The sequence below is a fragment of the Massilia sp. YIM B02769 genome, assembly GCF_030411995.1.
GTDB lineage: Bacteria > Pseudomonadota > Gammaproteobacteria > Burkholderiales > Burkholderiaceae_D > Telluria.
This window is the reverse complement of the sequence record NZ_JASNRC010000001.1, coordinates 85,566-102,063: the sequence shown is the minus strand read 5'-3', so window position 1 is coordinate 102,063 and position 16,498 is coordinate 85,566. Positions and strand designations below refer to the sequence as shown.

Annotated in this window: 15 protein-coding genes and 1 riboswitch; of the genes, 9 read left to right on the top strand and 6 right to left on the bottom strand. The window is 64.0% G+C overall.

Annotated features, from left to right (window positions below):
* Positions 1-17: 17 nt before the first annotated feature.
* Positions 18-1,616: a catalase gene (locus QPK31_RS00500; RefSeq protein WP_290420991.1), complete on the bottom strand. Its 1,599-nt coding sequence runs from the start codon at positions 1,614-1,616 to the stop codon at positions 18-20.
* A gap of 93 nt (positions 1,617-1,709) precedes the next feature.
* A complete protein-coding gene (locus QPK31_RS00495) occupies positions 1,710-2,195 on the bottom strand; it encodes an asparaginase domain-containing protein (protein ID WP_290420990.1) in 486 nt (161 codons plus the stop codon).
* 137 nt (positions 2,196-2,332) lie between these two features.
* Here QPK31_RS00495 and QPK31_RS00490 point away from each other — a divergent pair, with 137 nt between their 5' ends.
* Positions 2,333-3,088, top strand: coding sequence for an L-asparaginase (locus QPK31_RS00490; RefSeq protein WP_290420989.1), 756 nt, complete (start codon positions 2,333-2,335; stop codon positions 3,086-3,088).
* Positions 3,089-3,305: 217 nt separating this feature from the next.
* Here the strand turns inward: QPK31_RS00490 and QPK31_RS00485 are convergent, their stop codons facing one another.
* Positions 3,306-4,295, bottom strand: a complete 990-nt coding sequence (locus tag QPK31_RS00485; RefSeq protein WP_290420988.1) for a D-2-hydroxyacid dehydrogenase family protein — start codon at positions 4,293-4,295, stop codon at positions 3,306-3,308.
* A gap of 347 nt (positions 4,296-4,642) precedes the next feature.
* Here QPK31_RS00485 and QPK31_RS00480 point away from each other — a divergent pair, with 347 nt between their 5' ends.
* Complete coding sequence (locus QPK31_RS00480) at positions 4,643-6,505, top strand: phosphoenolpyruvate carboxykinase (GTP) (protein ID WP_290420987.1); 1,863 nt, start codon at positions 4,643-4,645, stop codon at positions 6,503-6,505.
* A gap of 143 nt (positions 6,506-6,648) precedes the next feature.
* Here QPK31_RS00480 and QPK31_RS00475 read toward each other — a convergent pair whose 3' ends face one another.
* Complete coding sequence (locus QPK31_RS00475) at positions 6,649-7,122, bottom strand: hypothetical protein (protein WP_290420986.1); 474 nt, start codon at positions 7,120-7,122, stop codon at positions 6,649-6,651.
* Positions 7,123-7,199: 77 nt separating this feature from the next.
* Between QPK31_RS00475 and QPK31_RS00470 the strand changes: the two genes are divergently transcribed.
* Positions 7,200-7,946 (top strand): SDR family oxidoreductase, encoded by a 747-nt coding sequence (locus tag QPK31_RS00470; RefSeq protein WP_290420985.1) that lies wholly within the window; start codon positions 7,200-7,202, stop codon positions 7,944-7,946.
* 6 nt (positions 7,947-7,952) lie between these two features.
* Here the strand turns inward: QPK31_RS00470 and QPK31_RS00465 are convergent, their stop codons facing one another.
* Complete coding sequence (locus QPK31_RS00465) at positions 7,953-8,414, bottom strand: DUF2214 family protein (RefSeq protein WP_290420984.1); 462 nt, start codon at positions 8,412-8,414, stop codon at positions 7,953-7,955.
* Positions 8,415-8,791: 377 nt separating this feature from the next.
* Complete coding sequence (gene uvrA / locus QPK31_RS00460) at positions 8,792-11,641, bottom strand: excinuclease ABC subunit UvrA (RefSeq protein WP_290420983.1); 2,850 nt, start codon at positions 11,639-11,641, stop codon at positions 8,792-8,794.
* 506 nt (positions 11,642-12,147) lie between these two features.
* Here uvrA and ssb point away from each other — a divergent pair.
* The 6 genes from ssb (at position 12,148) to cobM (ending at position 16,493) form a co-directional block, all read left to right on the top strand.
* A complete protein-coding gene (gene ssb, locus QPK31_RS00455; RefSeq protein ID WP_290420982.1) occupies positions 12,148-12,645 on the top strand; it encodes a single-stranded DNA-binding protein in 498 nt (165 codons plus the stop codon).
* A gap of 122 nt (positions 12,646-12,767) precedes the next feature.
* A riboswitch (cobalamin riboswitch) is annotated at positions 12,768-12,980 on the top strand.
* A 119-nt stretch (positions 12,981-13,099) separates the two neighbouring features.
* Positions 13,100-13,777 carry an energy-coupling factor ABC transporter permease gene (locus QPK31_RS00450; protein WP_290420981.1) on the top strand — a complete coding sequence of 226 codons (678 nt, stop codon included), beginning with the start codon at positions 13,100-13,102 and terminating at the stop codon, positions 13,775-13,777.
* Positions 13,774-14,112, top strand: coding sequence for an energy-coupling factor ABC transporter substrate-binding protein (locus tag QPK31_RS00445; protein ID WP_290420980.1), 339 nt, complete (start codon positions 13,774-13,776; stop codon positions 14,110-14,112). The genes QPK31_RS00450 and QPK31_RS00445 overlap by 4 nt, the downstream gene beginning before the upstream one ends.
* Positions 14,102-14,839 (top strand): cobalt ECF transporter T component CbiQ, encoded by a 738-nt coding sequence (cbiQ, locus tag QPK31_RS00440; protein ID WP_290420979.1) that lies wholly within the window; start codon positions 14,102-14,104, stop codon positions 14,837-14,839. Before QPK31_RS00445 ends, cbiQ begins: the two co-directional genes overlap by 11 nt.
* On the top strand, positions 14,836-15,696 hold the full coding sequence (locus QPK31_RS00435; RefSeq protein WP_290420978.1) for an ABC transporter ATP-binding protein: 861 nt from the start codon (positions 14,836-14,838) through the stop codon (positions 15,694-15,696). The genes cbiQ and QPK31_RS00435 overlap by 4 nt, the downstream gene beginning before the upstream one ends.
* Positions 15,693-16,493 (top strand): precorrin-4 C(11)-methyltransferase, encoded by an 801-nt coding sequence (gene cobM, locus QPK31_RS00430; RefSeq protein ID WP_290420977.1) that lies wholly within the window; start codon positions 15,693-15,695, stop codon positions 16,491-16,493. Before QPK31_RS00435 ends, cobM begins: the two co-directional genes overlap by 4 nt.
* Positions 16,494-16,498 lie beyond the last annotated feature (5 nt).

Below are 16,498 nucleotides of genomic sequence, written 5' to 3'. Positions count from 1 at the left end.
AGCGCGGCGATCACGACTTACTTCGTCGCCACTTCCTCGCTGGTTGCAGGCTCCTCGGCCTTGCCATCGGTATAGGTCGCACCCTGGCGATTCTCGTGCGGCGCCGGTTTGCCCGGCAGCGGCGGCAACGCCTTTGCCTTTTCCAGGTCGATACCGGCAACTTCCGCCACGCGGCGGCCGTAATCCTCATCGCAATGCCACAGGTGCCAGACCATGCGCAGCTGGATCACTTCCGGGCACTGCTTCAAGTCCCCGCCGACGTTGTTGACCAGGTCGTCACGCTCCCAGTCCTGGAAGGTGCGGTAGCGGTCGCCGGCCTGCTTGTAGTCGGCTGCGGTCGAGGTGGTCTGGTAACGGCCGAGGTGGCCTTCTACGTACTGGTGGTAGTCGCGCTGCGGTTTCGGCGCTTCCTGCAGGCCGCCCATCAGGCTCGGCTCGTAGTTGATGTGCTTGCTCTCGCCGCCATCGTCGACGTAGTACGCCATTTGCCCGTCGCGCTGGTTGGTCTTGGCGCGTGCGCGTTCCTGCGGGGCATTGATCGGCAGCTGCAAGTAATTGGGGCCAACGCGGTAGCGCTGGGTATCCGAATACGACAGGGTGCGGCCCTGCAGCATCTTGTCGTCCGAAAAATCGATGCCGTCGACCAGCACGCCGGTGCCGAAGGCCGACTGCTCGGTTTCGGCGAACACATTGTCCGGGTTCTTGTCGAGCACCATGCGGCCCGCCGGCAGCAGCGGGAACTGGTCTTCCGGCCAGCGCTTGGTGTCGTCCAGCGGGTCGAAGTCGAGCTCGGGATGCTCGCCGTCGGCCATGATCTGGATACAGAATTCCCATTCCGGATAGTCGCCGCGCTCGATCGCCTGGTACAGGTCGCGCGTGGCGTGGCTGGTGTCGTGGGCCTGGATCTCGGCCGCCTGTTGCGTGGTGAGGTTGCGCACGCCCTGGCGCGGCTCCCAGTGGAAGCGCACCAGATGGGCCACGCCCTCGTCGTTCACCAATTTATAGGTGTTGACGCCGGAACCTTCCATCTCGCGGTAGTTGGCCGGGATGCCCCATGGGCTCTTGACCCAGGTAACCATGTGCAGCGATTCGGGGTGATTCGCGATGAAATCGTAGAAGCGCCATGGCTCTTGCTGATTGGTCACCGGGTCGGGCTTGAAGGCGTGGATCATGTCCGGGAACTTGATCGCGTCGCGGATGAAGAAGACCTTCAGGTTGTTGCCGACCAGGTCCCAGTTGCCTTCGACGGTTTTCAGTTTCACCGCAAAGCCGCGCGGGTCGCGTGCCGTTTCCGGGGATTCCTTGCCGCCGATCACGGTCGAGAAGCGCACGAAAGTCGGGGTCTGGACGCCGACTTCGGTGAGTACCTTGGCGCGCGTGTACTTGGAGGCCGGTTCGTCACCGATCTTGCCGTAGGCCTCGAAGTAGCCATGGGCGCCGGTGCCGCGCGCATGCACCACGCGTTCCGGGATGCGTTCGCGGTCGAAGTGGGTGATCTTTTCGATGAACTGGTAATTCTCGAGCGTGGCCGGGCCGCGCTCGCCGACAGAGCGCAGCGACTGGTTGTCGCGCACGGGATGGCCCTGGCGCGTGGTCAGGATGGGGCGGTCTGACATGGGAAACTCTCCTCTCTGGTACACGGGAGAGAAAAGTATAGGAAGTTCTTTGGCAGGGCAGCGCCCGGCTGCCCTGCGGAAAAACGCAGCCTCTTACAGCGGCTGGAACACGCCGGCGGCGCGGTTTTTCGTGACGTTGTCCCAGGCAAACACCTGGCCATTCATCGCCACGTAGACGCCGGCCGGCAGGGTCTGCGCCGCGGCACAGGCGAAGCCGAGGTTGAAGAGGGCGTCGGAGTTCGCGATTTCGTAGGGAATCATGGCGCCGGTCAGGACGACGGTCTTGCCGAGCGGGGCAGCGCCGAGCACGCCGGCGGTTTCGCGCATGGTGTCGGTGCCGTGGACGATGACGATGGCTTTTTCAGGCGAGGCCTGGCAGGAGGCCAGGACGCGGGCGCGGTCGGCGTCCCCCATGTCGAGCGAGTCGAGCAGAGGCAGTACTTCGAGCTCGACCGGGACCGTCATGCGGGCACGGGAGATGACTGCCGGCAGGTGGCTGTCGGCAAAGCCGAGCACGCCGTTCAGTTCGTTGTAATGTTTGTCGAAGGTGCCGCCAGTGGCGATGATTCGTAAAGTCATATCGGTTTGTAAAGGCAGTGAAAAAAGGTGGCTCATGATAGCCGCAAACGATAGTGTATCCACATGTGACTGCGCTAGAATCAGCCGGATCGGATGAGTAGACTGATCTTTTTTACGGGCACTTGCTCAAGATAAAAATGAAAGCCGTTGCACCAGGAACCGTTATTTTTCACCGTCATCGCGGATATGGCGTGATCACCCACGTCAATCTCCTGACCGGGTGGATTTCCGCGCGTTTCGGCAACGAAGCGCGCACCCTCGACCTGAACTTGTCGAGCGACGAAGTACAACACGCGGACGGCGAACCGATCCTGTTCCGCCGCACCCCACCCGACCGCATGCCGCACGCGCGCCTGATGGCCGTGGTGCGCGAACTGCACAAGGCCGGTTACCAGAAGCTGTATCTGTATTCCTGGCCCAAGCCCTCCGGCCTGCACTGGCGCTGGCATTTGTTCACCGGCCAGCGCAACTGGATGCAGCGCTCCTGGCGCGAAGGCTGGTACGGCTCGGGCGCCGAGTACAACAACAATCCGGTGATGGGCTGGGGCGATTTGCCCGGCGCCACCACGGACGAGCTGATCCATGCGCTGGCGAAATTCGACCCGCAGGGGCTGGCCCAGGCGCTGGGGCGCGACGAGGATCACACGGCGTGGTTTGCCGATGTGTGCGATTTGCTGCTGCCGGGGTACATGTACAGTCTGAACATGGAGCGTCCCGCCGGTGGGGGATTGGTCGAGGCGCCGCCGGTGCCGGTTGTGCCGGTGCGGGCCGGGGTAAAACCGTATGCCGGGCCGGATATCGGCTGGCCGCCGGGCTGGGCCGGGTTGTGGACCGGCAGGCATGTGATGCCGGCGCGGCGGATCAAGCTGACGGGTGAGCCGGAGCTGGGTTGACGCTGGCCATTGGCCATTAGCCAATAGCAGTGAACCTGTAAGGTGGGCACCCTGTGCCCACGCGGAACGATGCATATTGTTGGCTATGCTCCAACATCGAAACTCGCCATCCATTAGCGCTTCTAAATGATCATTCGATACGTTTCGATTATCCGATTGTACGGGTGAAATGTGGCAAACCTTGCTCATCGTTCCGCGTGGGCACAGAGTGCCCACCCTACGTTGTCAGCGCCGCGGAATTTAGGATATTCGTCGGCGTGCCCGCCGCAAAGCACACGACATTCTCGAACGCCGCCCTGAAATACATCTCATAACTGTCCTGCTCGACATACCCCAGGTGCGGCGTCGCCAGCACCGTTGGAATCTTCAACAAGGCCGCATCCGGCGCCAGCGGCTCACTGGCAAACACATCCACCGCCGCTCCGCCAGGATACCCGCGCCGCAAAGCCTCTTCCAGCGCCCCTTCCGCCACCAGTTCCGCCCGGCTCGTGTTCACGAACAAGGCATCCGGCTTCATGCGCGCTAGATCCTGCGCAGTCACGATGCCACGGGTACTGTCGGCCAGCCGCAAATGCAGGCTCAACACATCCGCCTCCGCAAACAAGGCCTCGCGCGATGCCGCCGCAGTGAACCCATCCGCCACCGCCGCCGCCCGGCTGGCCTCGCTCCCCCACACCAACACTCGCATACCGAAGGCCCTGCCATACCCCGCCACCAGCTTGCCGATCTTGCCGTAACTCCAGAGTCCCAGCTTGCGCCCATGCAGCACCCGCCCCAGGCCATTCAACCGCGGATTGATCGACGCCGTCTGCCACAAGCCATCCTTCAGGTTATTCGCATACGGGACGATCTTGCGGCTGGCCGCCATGATCAGCGCCCAGGTCAGTTCAGCCGGCGCCACCGGCGAGCCGACGCCCTCGGCAATCGCGATCCCGCGCGCGGTGGCCGCCGCCACGTCGACATGCCCGCTGACCTTGCCCGTCTGCGAAATCAACTTCAGGTTCGGCAACCGGTTCAGCAAGGCCGCCGGCAAATGCGTGCGCTCGCGGATCAGCACCAGCGCATCGAAGGGCGCCAGCCGGATCGCCAGCTGACCCACCCCGCGCGCCGATGTATTGAACACTTTGACTTCGTGCCCGTCCAAAATTTTGTAACAGTCCAGACCGGGCACGGCGTTCTGGTAATCGTCAAGAATGGCAATTTTCATCGGAGTTGGCCGAAGTTATTGATGAGTACGTAAAGGAAGTACATGATCCCGAAGATTGAAAGTAGCCTACTACTTTAGTCAACTATATTTCCTACATTTTTCCGGCCGAGGACCTTGTGCATGGGATTCAGGGGTGTACAATCGCCCGAATATTAAGGGTTTGACAGCACGATCGTGTATATCACGCAGGCCCAGCAGCACCGTTCCACCCCAGCCTCGCCAACGAGGTTGTCGACACGACCGCCGTACCGCCGCGCTCCCATGCGAGCGAAGGGATTCCGAAGCGTAGTCCCTGGCCCCACGACGATGTGCCGGGACATGACCAGAATTCTTTATTGGAGGTACTCATGAACCAGCCCGTGATGAGCGGCGTCGCCGCCCTGAACGTCCCAGCTTACATCAACCATCAAAAGCTCATCAATTGGGTGGCAGACATTGCCGCCCTGACGAAGCCTGACGCCATCTACTGGTGCGACGGTTCCGAAGAAGAGTACGACCGCCTGTGCGCACAGATGGTCGATGCCGGCACGATGATCCGCCTGAACCCGGAAAAGCGTCCAAATTCCTACTTGGCCCATTCCGACCCGTCCGACGTGGCGCGCGTGGAAGACCGCACCTTCATCTGCTCAAGCACAAAAGAGCAGGCCGGCCCGACCAACAACTGGACCGACCCGGCCGAGATGCGCACCACCCTGAACGGCCTGTTCGACGGCTGCATGGCCGGCCGCACCATGTACGTGGTGCCGTTCTCGATGGGCCCGCTGGGTTCGCCGATCGCCCACATCGGCGTCGAGCTGTCCGACTCGCCTTATGTTGCCGTGAACATGCGCATCATGACGCGCATGGGCAAGGCCGTGTACGACGTGCTGGGCAACGATGGCGAGTTCGTGCCCTGCGTGCACAGCGTCGGCATGCCGTTGACCCCGGGCCAGCAGGACGTGCGCTGGCCGTGCAACAGCACCAAGTACATCGTCCATTACCCGGAAACCCGCGAAATCTGGTCCTTCGGCTCGGGCTATGGCGGCAACGCACTGCTGGGCAAGAAATGCTTCGCGCTGCGTATCGCCTCGAACATGGGCTACCAGGAAGCGCAGCAGGGCGGCACCGGCTGGCTGGCCGAACACATGCTGATCCTCGGCGTCGAGTCTCCGCAAGGCGACAAGAAATACGTCGCGGCCGCTTTCCCTTCGGCCTGCGGCAAGACCAACTTCGCCATGCTGATCCCGCCGACCTCCTTCGACGGCTGGAAAGTCACCACCATCGGCGACGACATCGCCTGGATCAAGCCGGGCGCGGACGGCAAGCTGTACGCGATCAACCCGGAAGCCGGCTACTTCGGCGTGGCCCCGGGCACCAACGACAAGACCAACTCGAACTGCATGTCTTCGCTGCGCGAGAACGTGATCTTCACCAACGTCGCGCTGACCGACGACGGCGACGTGTGGTGGGAGGGCATGACCAAGGAAGCCCCAAGCCACCTGATCGACTGGCAAGGCAAGGACTGGACCCCGGCCTCGGGCACCAAGGCCGCCCACCCGAACGCGCGCTTCACCGTGGCCGCCACCCAGAACCCGGTGATCGACCCGGCCTGGGACGATCCGGCCGGCGTGCCGATCTCGGCCTTCATCTTCGGCGGCCGCCGCTCGACCACCGTGCCGCTCGTCACCGAAGCGCGCGACTGGGTCGAAGGCGTGTACATGGCCGCGACCATGGGTTCGGAAACGACCGCCGCCGCCGCCGGCCAGATGGGCGTGGTGCGCCGCGATCCGCTCGCCATGCTGCCGTTCATCGGCTACAACATGAGCGACTACTTCCAGCACTGGCTGGACCTGGGCCGCAAAGTGGCCGAGAAGAACGGCGCCGCGCTGCCGAAGATCTTCTGCGTCAACTGGTTCCGTACCGACGAGCAGGGCAATTTCGTGTGGCCGGGCTACGGCGACAACATGCGCGTGCTGAAGTGGATCCTCGACCGTACGCAAGGCCAGGCCGGCGGCAGCGAACACTTGTTCGGCACCTCGCCGAATTACGGCGACCTGAACTGGGATGGCCTGGACTTCACCGAGGCCCAGTTCACGCAGATCACTTCGATCGACCAGGACGCCTGGCGCGAAGAGCTGAAATTGCACACCGAGCTGTTCGAGAAATTGTCCTACCACCTGCCGCAAGAGCTGGTGGCGGCCAAGCAGAAGCTGGAAAAGCAGCTGGGTTAAGAAGGTTCTGAGGAGGGGCGGCGCTGTGTGGCGCCGTCACGTGAAAGAGGGCAGGGCCGTATGGTCCTGCCCTTTTTTGTAGGGTGGGTTCTCGAACCCACCGGCATGGATGCGCAACGTTTCGGTGGGTTCGACACCCCACCCTACAATGCGTTCACTTCTGTCTTGTTGCCGCCGAAGTCATTGAAAATCCGCCGGTGCCGCGCATACGACGTCGCATCATCCCGCTCGTAATATCCCGCCACCCACTCCAGCAGGAAAGCGAGCTTGCTCTGCTGCGCCTCCATCGACGCATACTTGTGCGGCTCCCACGACCGGCTGCGATTGTTCGCCAGGCACACCTCCAGCCCCGGATGCATGAACACCAGCGCCGAGCAAAAGGGCAGCGCGGCTTCGACCAGGTCGCCATAGCAGCCTTCCGCGACCCAGCTTTCATTGCCTTCGACAAAAGCCAGCAGCTCCGCCCGCACCTGCTCAGGCGCACGCGGCACGGCGATCCGCCCCGGTTCCCAGACGATGGTGTCCAGGTCCAGGTGTACCAGGCCATGTTGCGCCGCCAGCGCCTGCGCCCGGTACGATTTGCCCGATCCCGAATTGCCCATGATGAGTACACGCATATTGCTCGATCCTGTTCCTAAGAAATATTAATATTAACGTGCATCGGTTTGCACATAACCGGAAGAGGAGACAGTGGATGGAGAAAATCATCTTGATCACGGGCGGCGGGCGCGGCATTGGCGCGGCGTGCGCGATCGAAGCGGCGCAGCGGAGATACCGGGTCTGTATCAGTTACCGGTCGGACGATGCTGCCGCTGCCGGCGTGGTCGACGCCATCACCACGGGCGGCGGTGCGGCGTTCGCAATCAAGGCCGACGTTGCCGATGAAGCGCAGGTCGAGGCGATGTTCCGGGCGATCGACGGGCGCTATGGACGGCTCGATGCCTTGGTCAACAATGCCGGCGTCCTGTCGCAGCAGATGCGTGTGGACCAGATGGACGCGGCGCGCATACAGCGCATCATGGCAACCAACATTGTGGGCAGCATGCTGTGCGCGCGCGAGGCCGTGCGGCGCATGTCCACCAGGCACGGTGGTGCGGGCGGCGGCATCGTGAATGTGTCGTCGCGCGCCGGGGTGCTGGGTGCCGCGGGGGAATACGTCGACTATGCGGCGTCGAAAGCGGCCATGGATGCGCTGACGATCGGCTTGTCGAAAGAAGTGGCCCTGGAGGGCATCCGCGTCAACGGCGTCCGTCCTGGCCTGATCCACACCGATATGCATGCCAGTGGCGGCGAACCCGGCCGTGTTGCGCGCCTGGCGGCGTCGGTGCCGATGGGGCGGGGAGGGCAGCCGGCCGAGGTGGCCCAGGCCGTGCTGTGGCTGCTGTCGGAGGCGGCGTCGTACACGACCGGCAGCTTCATCGACGTCTCGGGCGGGCGTTGACCCTGCTCAGCCGGCGCCGTAACCGACGCCGCGCGCCATCATCGCGGCAAAGACCGGGATCAGCGCAAACACGTGGAGCTCGATCAGCAGCCAACGGCGCAGCCTGGCGATTTCCGGCAGCGGCGGGACGAAGGCGGCGTTGGCCTTCAGGGACTTCTGCCAGGCCAGGATGCACATCGTCGGCTTGATCGAGATGAGCCCGACCACGGCAAAGGCGGCGATCTTGGCCCAGAAGGCGTGGTTGTGCAGGTAGAAATCGGGGCCCTTGGCGCCGAACCAGACGCGCACGAAACCGACGACCAGGATCGCCATCGCCAGCATGCCGTAGAAAAAGTCGAAGCGGCCCAGCAGTCTGACCGTTTGCGGGGACATGGTTGAGGACCGCATCAAGGCCAGCTCGGCGGCCAGCACGGCGGCGAGGCCGAAGACGATCAGGTGGTGGAAGATGGCAAGCAGGAGATCGGTCATGACAGGTGCTCGACAGTGAAGGTGTGTTCAATGTCTCCTTGTCTTGTCAGCGTGTCAAGGTAAAACCGGTGGGTTCAAGAACCCACCCTACAAAAGCCGCATCGAACGGTAGGGTGGGTTCTCGAACCCACCACAAACCCAATGGCCACGGCGCCAATGCAATGCAGTTGTAGGGTGGACTCCTGAGTCCACGCGGATTCGGCTGATGCGTCTCGGAGCGCTGTTATGGCTACTCAACCGTTGCACCGCGTGGACACAGGTGCCTTGCGCGGCCTGGCCCACCCTACAAAGGCGAGAGCGACGCGGGTATCATCCACGCAGAAATTAAAAAGGCAGAGCTGCAGCTCTGCCTTTTCACATGCAACCAACGCCGGTGCTTACTGCACCAGCAACGGCTTCAGGTACTTGCCCGTCACACTGTTCGGATTCTCCGCCACATCTTCCGGCGTACCCGTCGCGACGATCGTGCCGCCACCGGCGCCGCCTTCCGGCCCCAGGTCGACGATCCAGTCCGCCGTCTTGATCACGTCCAGGTTGTGCTCGATGATGGCGAGCGTGTTGCCCTGGTCGCGCAGGCGGTGGATCACCTTCAGCAGCAGGTCGATGTCGGCAAAGTGCAGGCCGGTGGTCGGCTCGTCCAGGATGTACAAGGTACGCCCGGTATCGCGCTTCGACAGTTCCAGCGACAGCTTCACGCGCTGCGCCTCACCGCCCGACAGCGTGGTCGCGCTCTGGCCCAGCTTGATGTAGCCCAGGCCCACGTCCAGCAGGGTCTGCAGCTTGCGCGCAATCACCGGCACCGGCTTGAAGAACTCGTGCGCATCCTCCACCGTCATCTCCAGCACTTCGGTGATGTTCTTGCCCTTGTACTGCACTTCCAGCGTTTCGCGGTTGTAGCGCTTGCCGTGGCAGACGTCGCAAGGCACGTACACGTCCGGCAGGAAGTGCATCTCGACCTTGATCACGCCATCGCCCTGGCAGGCTTCGCAGCGGCCGCCCTTCACGTTGAACGAGAAGCGGCCCGCGCTATAGCCACGCTCCTTGGCGGTCGGCACCGTCGCGAACAAATCGCGGATCGGGGTGAACACGCCGGTGTAGGTGGCCGGGTTCGAGCGCGGCGTGCGGCCGATCGGTGCCTGGTCGACGGAAATGACTTTATCGAAATGCTCCAGGCCGAAGATCGCATCGTGCGGCGCCGGTTCGGTCTGCGAGCCGTACAGGTGGCGCGACAGGGCCGGATACAGCGTGTCGTTGATCAGCGTCGATTTACCGGAACCCGACACACCCGTCACGCAGGTCATCAAACCGACCGGCAGCGTCAGGGTTTGCTTCTTCAGGTTGTTGCCGGTCGCATTCGTGATCACCAGCTGGCGCTCTTCATTCGCCGGGGTGCGCTTCTTCGGCACGTGGATCTTGCGGCGGCCGTCCAGGTACTGCGCGGTCACCGAATGCTCGTTGGCCATGATCTCGTCCAGCGTGCCTTCGGCAATGACCACGCCGCCATGCACGCCGGCGCCCGGACCCATGTCAACGATGTAGTCGGCGGTACGGATCGCGTCTTCGTCGTGCTCGACCACCAGCACGCTGTTGCCGATGTCGCGCAAATGCTTCAGCGTCGCGATCAGGCGGTCGTTGTCGCGCTGGTGCAGGCCGATCGACGGTTCATCCAGCACGTACATGACGCCGGTCAGGCCGGAACCGATCTGTGAGGCCAGACGGATACGCTGCGCCTCGCCGCCCGACAGGGTGTCGGCGCTGCGGTCCAGCGACAGGTAGTCCAGGCCGACGTTGTTCAGGAACTTCAGGCGTGCGGTAATTTCCTTGATTACGCGCTCGGCGATGTCGCGCTTGGCGCCGGTCAGCTCGAGCGACTCGAAATAGGCCAGCGTTTCGCGCAGCGGACGGTCCGACACTTCATAGATCGCGCGCTGCTGGGCGCCCTGGCCAATCTTCACGAAACGCGCTTCGGTACGCAGGCGCGCGCCTTCGCAGGCCGGGCATTTCTTTTCGTTGATGAACTTGGCCAGCTCTTCCTTGACCGCCATCGAATCGGTTTCGCGGTAGCGGCGCTGCAGGTTGTTCACCACGCCTTCGAAGGTGTGCTCGCGGATCACGGTGCGGCCGCGCTCGTTCACATAGGTGAACGGAATCGAGGTCTTGCCGGAGCCGAACATCACGGCTTCCTGGGCAGTCTTCGGCAACTTTTCGAACGGCGTGTCGAGGTCGAAGTCGTAGTAGGCGGCCAGGTTCGACAGCATCTGGAAGTAGAACTGGTTGCGGCGGTCCCAGCCCTTCACGGCGCCCGAGGCCAGCGACAGGTTCGGGAAAGCAACGATGCGCTTCGGATCGAAGAACTCGATGTGGCCCAAGCCGTCGCACTCCGAGCAGGCGCCCATCGGGTTGTTGAACGAGAACAGGCGCGGCTCGAGTTCCTGCAGCGAGTAACCGCAGACGTTACAGGCGAACTTGTTCGAGAACACCGTTTCCTTCTCGGTGTCCATTTCGTAGGCAACAGCGCGGCCGTCGGCCAGACGCAATGCCGTCTCGAAGCTTTCGGCGACGCGCTGCTTGATTTCGGCATTCACTTTCACGCGGTCGATGACGACGTCGATCGAGTGCTTTTCGGTCTTTTTCAGCTTCGGCAGCTCGTCGATCTCGTAGATCTTGGCCGGATTCACGCCGCTCTGGATACGGAAGCGGACGAAGCCTTGCGCCTGCATCGACGCGAACAGATCGCCATGCTCGCCCTTGCGGCCGGCGACAACCGGCGCCAGGATCATCAGCTTGGTGCCTTCCGGCATGGCCAGCACGGCATCGACCATCTGCGACACGGTCTGGGCGGCGAGCGGCTCATGCGGGTGCTGCGGGCAGTAGGGCGTGCCGACGCGTGCGTACAGCAGACGCAGGTAGTCGTGGATTTCGGTCACGGTGCCCACCGTCGAACGCGGATTGTGCGAGGTGGCTTTCTGCTCGATGGAAATCGCCGGCGACAGGCCTTCGATCAGGTCGACGTCCGGCTTTTCCATCAACTGCAGGAACTGGCGCGCGTAGGCCGACAGCGACTCGACGTAGCGGCGCTGGCCTTCGGCGTACAGGGTGTCGAAGGCGAGCGAAGACTTGCCCGAGCCCGACAGGCCGGTGATGACGATCAGCTTGTTGCGCGGCAGGTCGAGATTGATGTTCTTCAGATTGTGCGTGCGGGCACCACGAATACGAATTTCTTCCATTAGTTTTTTGGCAGGCTTTCTATAAGTTTGTGCAGGCCGCGCACGATACTGTCGCGTTGGGCGGGCCAATCGAGGGGAATCTGCTAGTTTAGCGCTTTTTTGCTGCGGCTGTACGTTTATCCAGTGGTGGTGTACCAGCGATGGCAAGCTGGCATATCGCACTGGCAAGTACTTCCTAACGCACGCGACCGGTTGGGATGCATATGTGCCGTTTCAAGGGGGCTTCAATGGCAAACCGTTCAGAATCAGAAAAAAAATTTTGATAACGCCTGTACTGGGGCACGCGGCTATGCCCCGTAGGGTGGACGGGTCTCCCGTCCACGCGCTCAACCACAATGTCTGAACCACGACCTGATCGCACACCTCAAATCTGTTTGTCGGACCCCAAAAAATCCTCTTTAACTCAGGCGGTAACAGCCCCATAATAGCGAGCTGCATCACCCCAGTTCCCTGGCGCCTAGTCATCAAGCAGAGCCAGGGCTCACACATCCTGAAGGAGTCACACCATGGCATCAGTCAACAAGGTCATCATCGTCGGTAACCTCGGCCGCGATCCGGAAATCCGCTACATGCCGAGCGGCGACGCCATCGCGAACATCGCGGTCGCCACGTCGTTCAAGTCGAAGGACCGCAACACCGGCGAACAAAAAGAGCTGACCGAATGGCACCGCATCTCGTTCTTCGGCCGCCTGGCTGAAATCGTCGGCCAGTACCTGAAAAAAGGTTCGTCGGTCTACGTCGAAGGCCGCCTGCAAACCCGCAAGTACACCGACAAGGACGGCATCGAGCGCTACGCAACCGACATCGTCGCCGAAAACATGCAGATGCTGGGCGGTCGCCAGGGCATGGGCGGCGGCAGCGACATGGGCATGGACGACGGCGGCGGCTACGACGCGCCACAGCGCCCAGCTCCACGCCAGGCGCCTCCGGCACCGGCAGCCCGTCCGCAGCCTCAGCGTCCGGCACCGAACTTCTCGGATATGGACGACGATATTCCGTTCTAATCCAAATTTCTTGCAAAGAAAACAAAGCCTGCAGTCACGTGACTGCAGGCTTTTTTCTTGCCCACTGAGCAAAAACACAACAGACCAGCTCTTCGGCTGAGCTGGCACAATGCCTCCCGTCCGTGTACCATGCGAGCTTGGGTGCGCTTCTTTCTCTCCGAAAGAACGTTAAACGGGAAGCCGGTGAATCTGCCAATGAATTGAGCAGCCATTCCGGCGCAGCCCCCGCTGCTGTAAGCCTGACGACTCCGTCACACGCCACTGCGCTTTGCGCGGGAAGGCACGGGGAAGGATGAAGGCGAGCCAGAATACCGGCCCGAATCGCCAGCATCATTCCCCGGGGTGACGGGAAGCCGATGTCGACCGGTTTCGCGTATCCATTCCCGAGCCTCGTCGTCCGTCCGCTCATCTCCCCGCATGGTGCATTTATCGACCATTCGACGGGAGGTTTCGAATGCACATCATGGAAGGCTTTTTGCCGCCGGCGCACGCGCTCGGCTGGGCAGCCGCTTCCTTGCCTTTCCTGGCCTTTGGCCTGCACAGCGTCAAGCGCAGCCTGCAGGCGCATCCCGAGCGGCGCATGCTGCTGGGCGTGGCCGCCGCCTTTGCCTTTCTCTTGTCCGCGTTAAAACTGCCGTCGGTGACGGGCAGCTGCTCGCACCCCACCGGTGTCGGCTTCGGCGCCTTGTTGTTTGGTCCCGCGGCGATGGTGCCGGTCGGCTTCGTGGTGCTGCTGTTCCAGGCGCTGCTGCTGGCCCACGGCGGGCTGACCACGCTCGGCGCCAACGTGTTCTCGATGGCGGTCGTCGGCCCCTTCGTCGCTTACGGCGTGTTCCGCGCTGCTGCCGGCCTGAATGCCTCGCGCTCGGTGGCCGTGTTCCTGGCCGCCTGCCTGGGCGACCTTGCCACCTACGTTGTTACCTCGATCCAGCTGGCCTGGGCCTTCCCCGATGCGGTGGGCGGCTTTACTGCCTCGTTCCTGAAATTCGCCGGCATCTTCGGCCTGACCCAGGTGCCGATCGCCATCAGCGAAGGCTTGTTGACGGTGCTGGTGGTGAACGCGATGGCCCGCTTCAATGCGCACGAACTGCGCACGCTGCCGGTCATGCTGGCAGGGAGGAAGCGCGCATGAAGCCCCGTACCTGGATGACCTGGGCGGCCATCGTGCTGCTCACCGTGCTGCCGCTGTGGTTTGCCAGTGCGCCGCCGGCGGAACCTGGCGCCGAAGCGCCGGCCATGTTCGGCGGCGCCGACGAGCGCGCGCAGCAGGCCATCGGCACGGTGGCGCCGGACTACGAACCGTGGTTCGCGCCGGTCTTCGAACCGGCCAGCGGCGAGATCGCCTCGCTGTTGTTCGCGTTGCAGGCGGCGATTGGCGCCGGCGTGATCGGCTACTGGCTCGGCATGTCGGTGGCGCGCGAACGTGCTCGCCGCGAAGCCAAGCACACGGAATCGCATGCTGATTGAAACGGCGGCCTATGCCAGCCGCTGGCGCCAGGTAGCGCCGTCGGCCAAGGCGCTGTTCGCGCTGGCCGGCGTCGGCGCGGCCTGGCTCGCGCACAGCCCGGCCGTGCTGGCCGCATTGGTTGCGCTGCTGGCGCTGGCCGCGCTGTTCGGTGCGCGCATCGCGTTGCGCAGCTTCCTCGGCCTGATTGCCGCGCCGCTCGGCTTCCTGCTGCTGTCCTGTCTGGCGATGCTGGCCGGGCTGGACGCGCATGGACACTGGGGTTGGCACGGTGCGCCGTTTGAACTGGTGGCGCGCACGGCCTTGCGTTCGCTGGCCGTGCTGGCCGCGCTGCTGGGCCTGGTCCTCACCACGCCGCTGCCAGACTTGATTTCCCTGCTGCGCCGCCTGCATACCCCGGAACTCCTGCTCGATTTGATGGTGCTGTGCTACCGCATGCTGTTCGTGCTGCGCCAGGCCTGGGACGACGGCGTCAGCGCCCAGCGCGCGCGCCTGGGTTACCAGGGGTGGCGCCATGCCTGGCGTTCGATGGGCCTGTTGGCCGGCCAACTGGCGGTGCAGGTGTGGCAGCGCAGCGCGGCCCTGCAGATGGCGGCCGACGCGCGCGGTTACGCGGGCACGCTGCGCTTCCTGCCGGCGGTCTTTCCTCAGGCACGCCGCCAGAACCTGCGCGCTGCGCTGGCCGGTGCGCTGCTGCTGGCATTGGCCGCAGGAGACCGCCTGTGGTGACGCCTCTGCTCTCGCTGGATGCGGTCGACCACGTGTTCGCCGACGGTAGCCATGGCTTGCGCGGCTGCAGTCTGGGGCTGGAGCGCGGCCTGCGCCACGCGCTGCTCGGCGCGAACGGCGCCGGCAAGACCACGCTGCTTCAGCACCTGAACGGCCTGCTGCGCCCGAGCGCCGGCACGCTGCGCCGGGATGGCCAGCCTTTCGACTACAGCCGCGCGGGCATGGCCGAGCTGCGTCGCCGCGTCGGCCTGGTGTTCCAGAATCCGGACCGCCAGCTGTTCTCGGCCCAGGTCGAGGAAGACGTGTCGTTCGGTCCGCTGAACCTGGGCCTGGACACCGGTACCGTGCGTGCACGGGTGGCGTCCGCGCTGGAAGCGGTCGGCTTGCAGGGGCAGGGCGGCCGCGCCGTGCACCACCTGAGCTTTGGCCAGAAGAAGCGCGTCTGCATCGCCGGCGTGCTGGCGATGGAACCCGAGGTGCTGCTGCTCGACGAACCGATGGCCGGCCTCGACGCCGCCATGCAGGTGGAGCTGGAAGCGCTGCTCGACCGCCTGGCCGCGCGCGGCGTCACCGTGCTGCTGTCCACGCACGATGTCGATTTCGCCTACCGCTGGGCCGACCGCATCCACCTGATGGCGGCGGGCAGCTGCATCGCTTCCGGCCCTGCCTACCAGGTGGTGCGCCAGCAGGACGCACTGCGTGCCGCCGGCCAGCGCACACCGAGCGCGCTGGCCCTGCACACGCTGCTGGCCGAACGCGGCGTGCTGGCAGGCGACCACCATCCGCGCAGCGTGGAGGCGGTGCTGGACGCACTGCGTGCGCTGCCCACCATTCATTCAGGAGCACCAAGCACATGACGGCAGCATCGATGGGCACAATCGGCAAGATCTGGTTCGTGGGCGCCGGCCCGGGCGACCCGGAACTCATCACGGTCAAGGGCCAGAAACTGCTGGCGCAGGCCGGCGCGGTGCTGTTCGCCGGTTCCCTGGTCGACCGCGCCGCCACCATGTGGGCGCCGGAGGGCTGCACGATCCGCGACTCGAAAGACATGACGCTGGAAGAGATGACCGCCTGGCTGATCGAGCAGGCGGCGCTGCACGCCACCGTGGTGCGCCTGCAGACCGGCGACCCCGGCCTGTACGGCGCGCTGATCGAAATGGCGCGCCCGCTGGTAGACGCCGGCATCGAATGGGCCGTGGTGCCGGGCGTGTCCTCGGCGATGGCCTCGATGGCGGCCGCCGGCGAATCGATGACCCTGCCCGAGGTGACGCAGACCGTGATCCTCACGCGCGTCGAGGGCCGCACGCCGATGCCCGAGGGCGAAGACCTGGCCAGCCTGGCGGCGCACCGCACCACCATCTGCATCTTCCTGTCGATCACGCTGCTGCACAAGGTCGAGACGGCCCTGCGCGCGGCCGGCTGGCCCGAAGACGCGCCGATGCTGGTGGTGCACAAGGCTAGCTGGCCCGGCGAACAGAAGATCCTGCGCGGCACGCTGGCCGACATCAAGGCGCGCTGCCGCGAGGCTGGCGTGGCGAGCCAGGCGATGATCGTCGCCAGCCCGACGCTCGGCGCCCTGCACTGGGAAACCCTGGTGCGCTCCAAGCTGTACGACCCCACATTCACCCACCGATTCAGAAAGGCCAGCGCATGAACGCG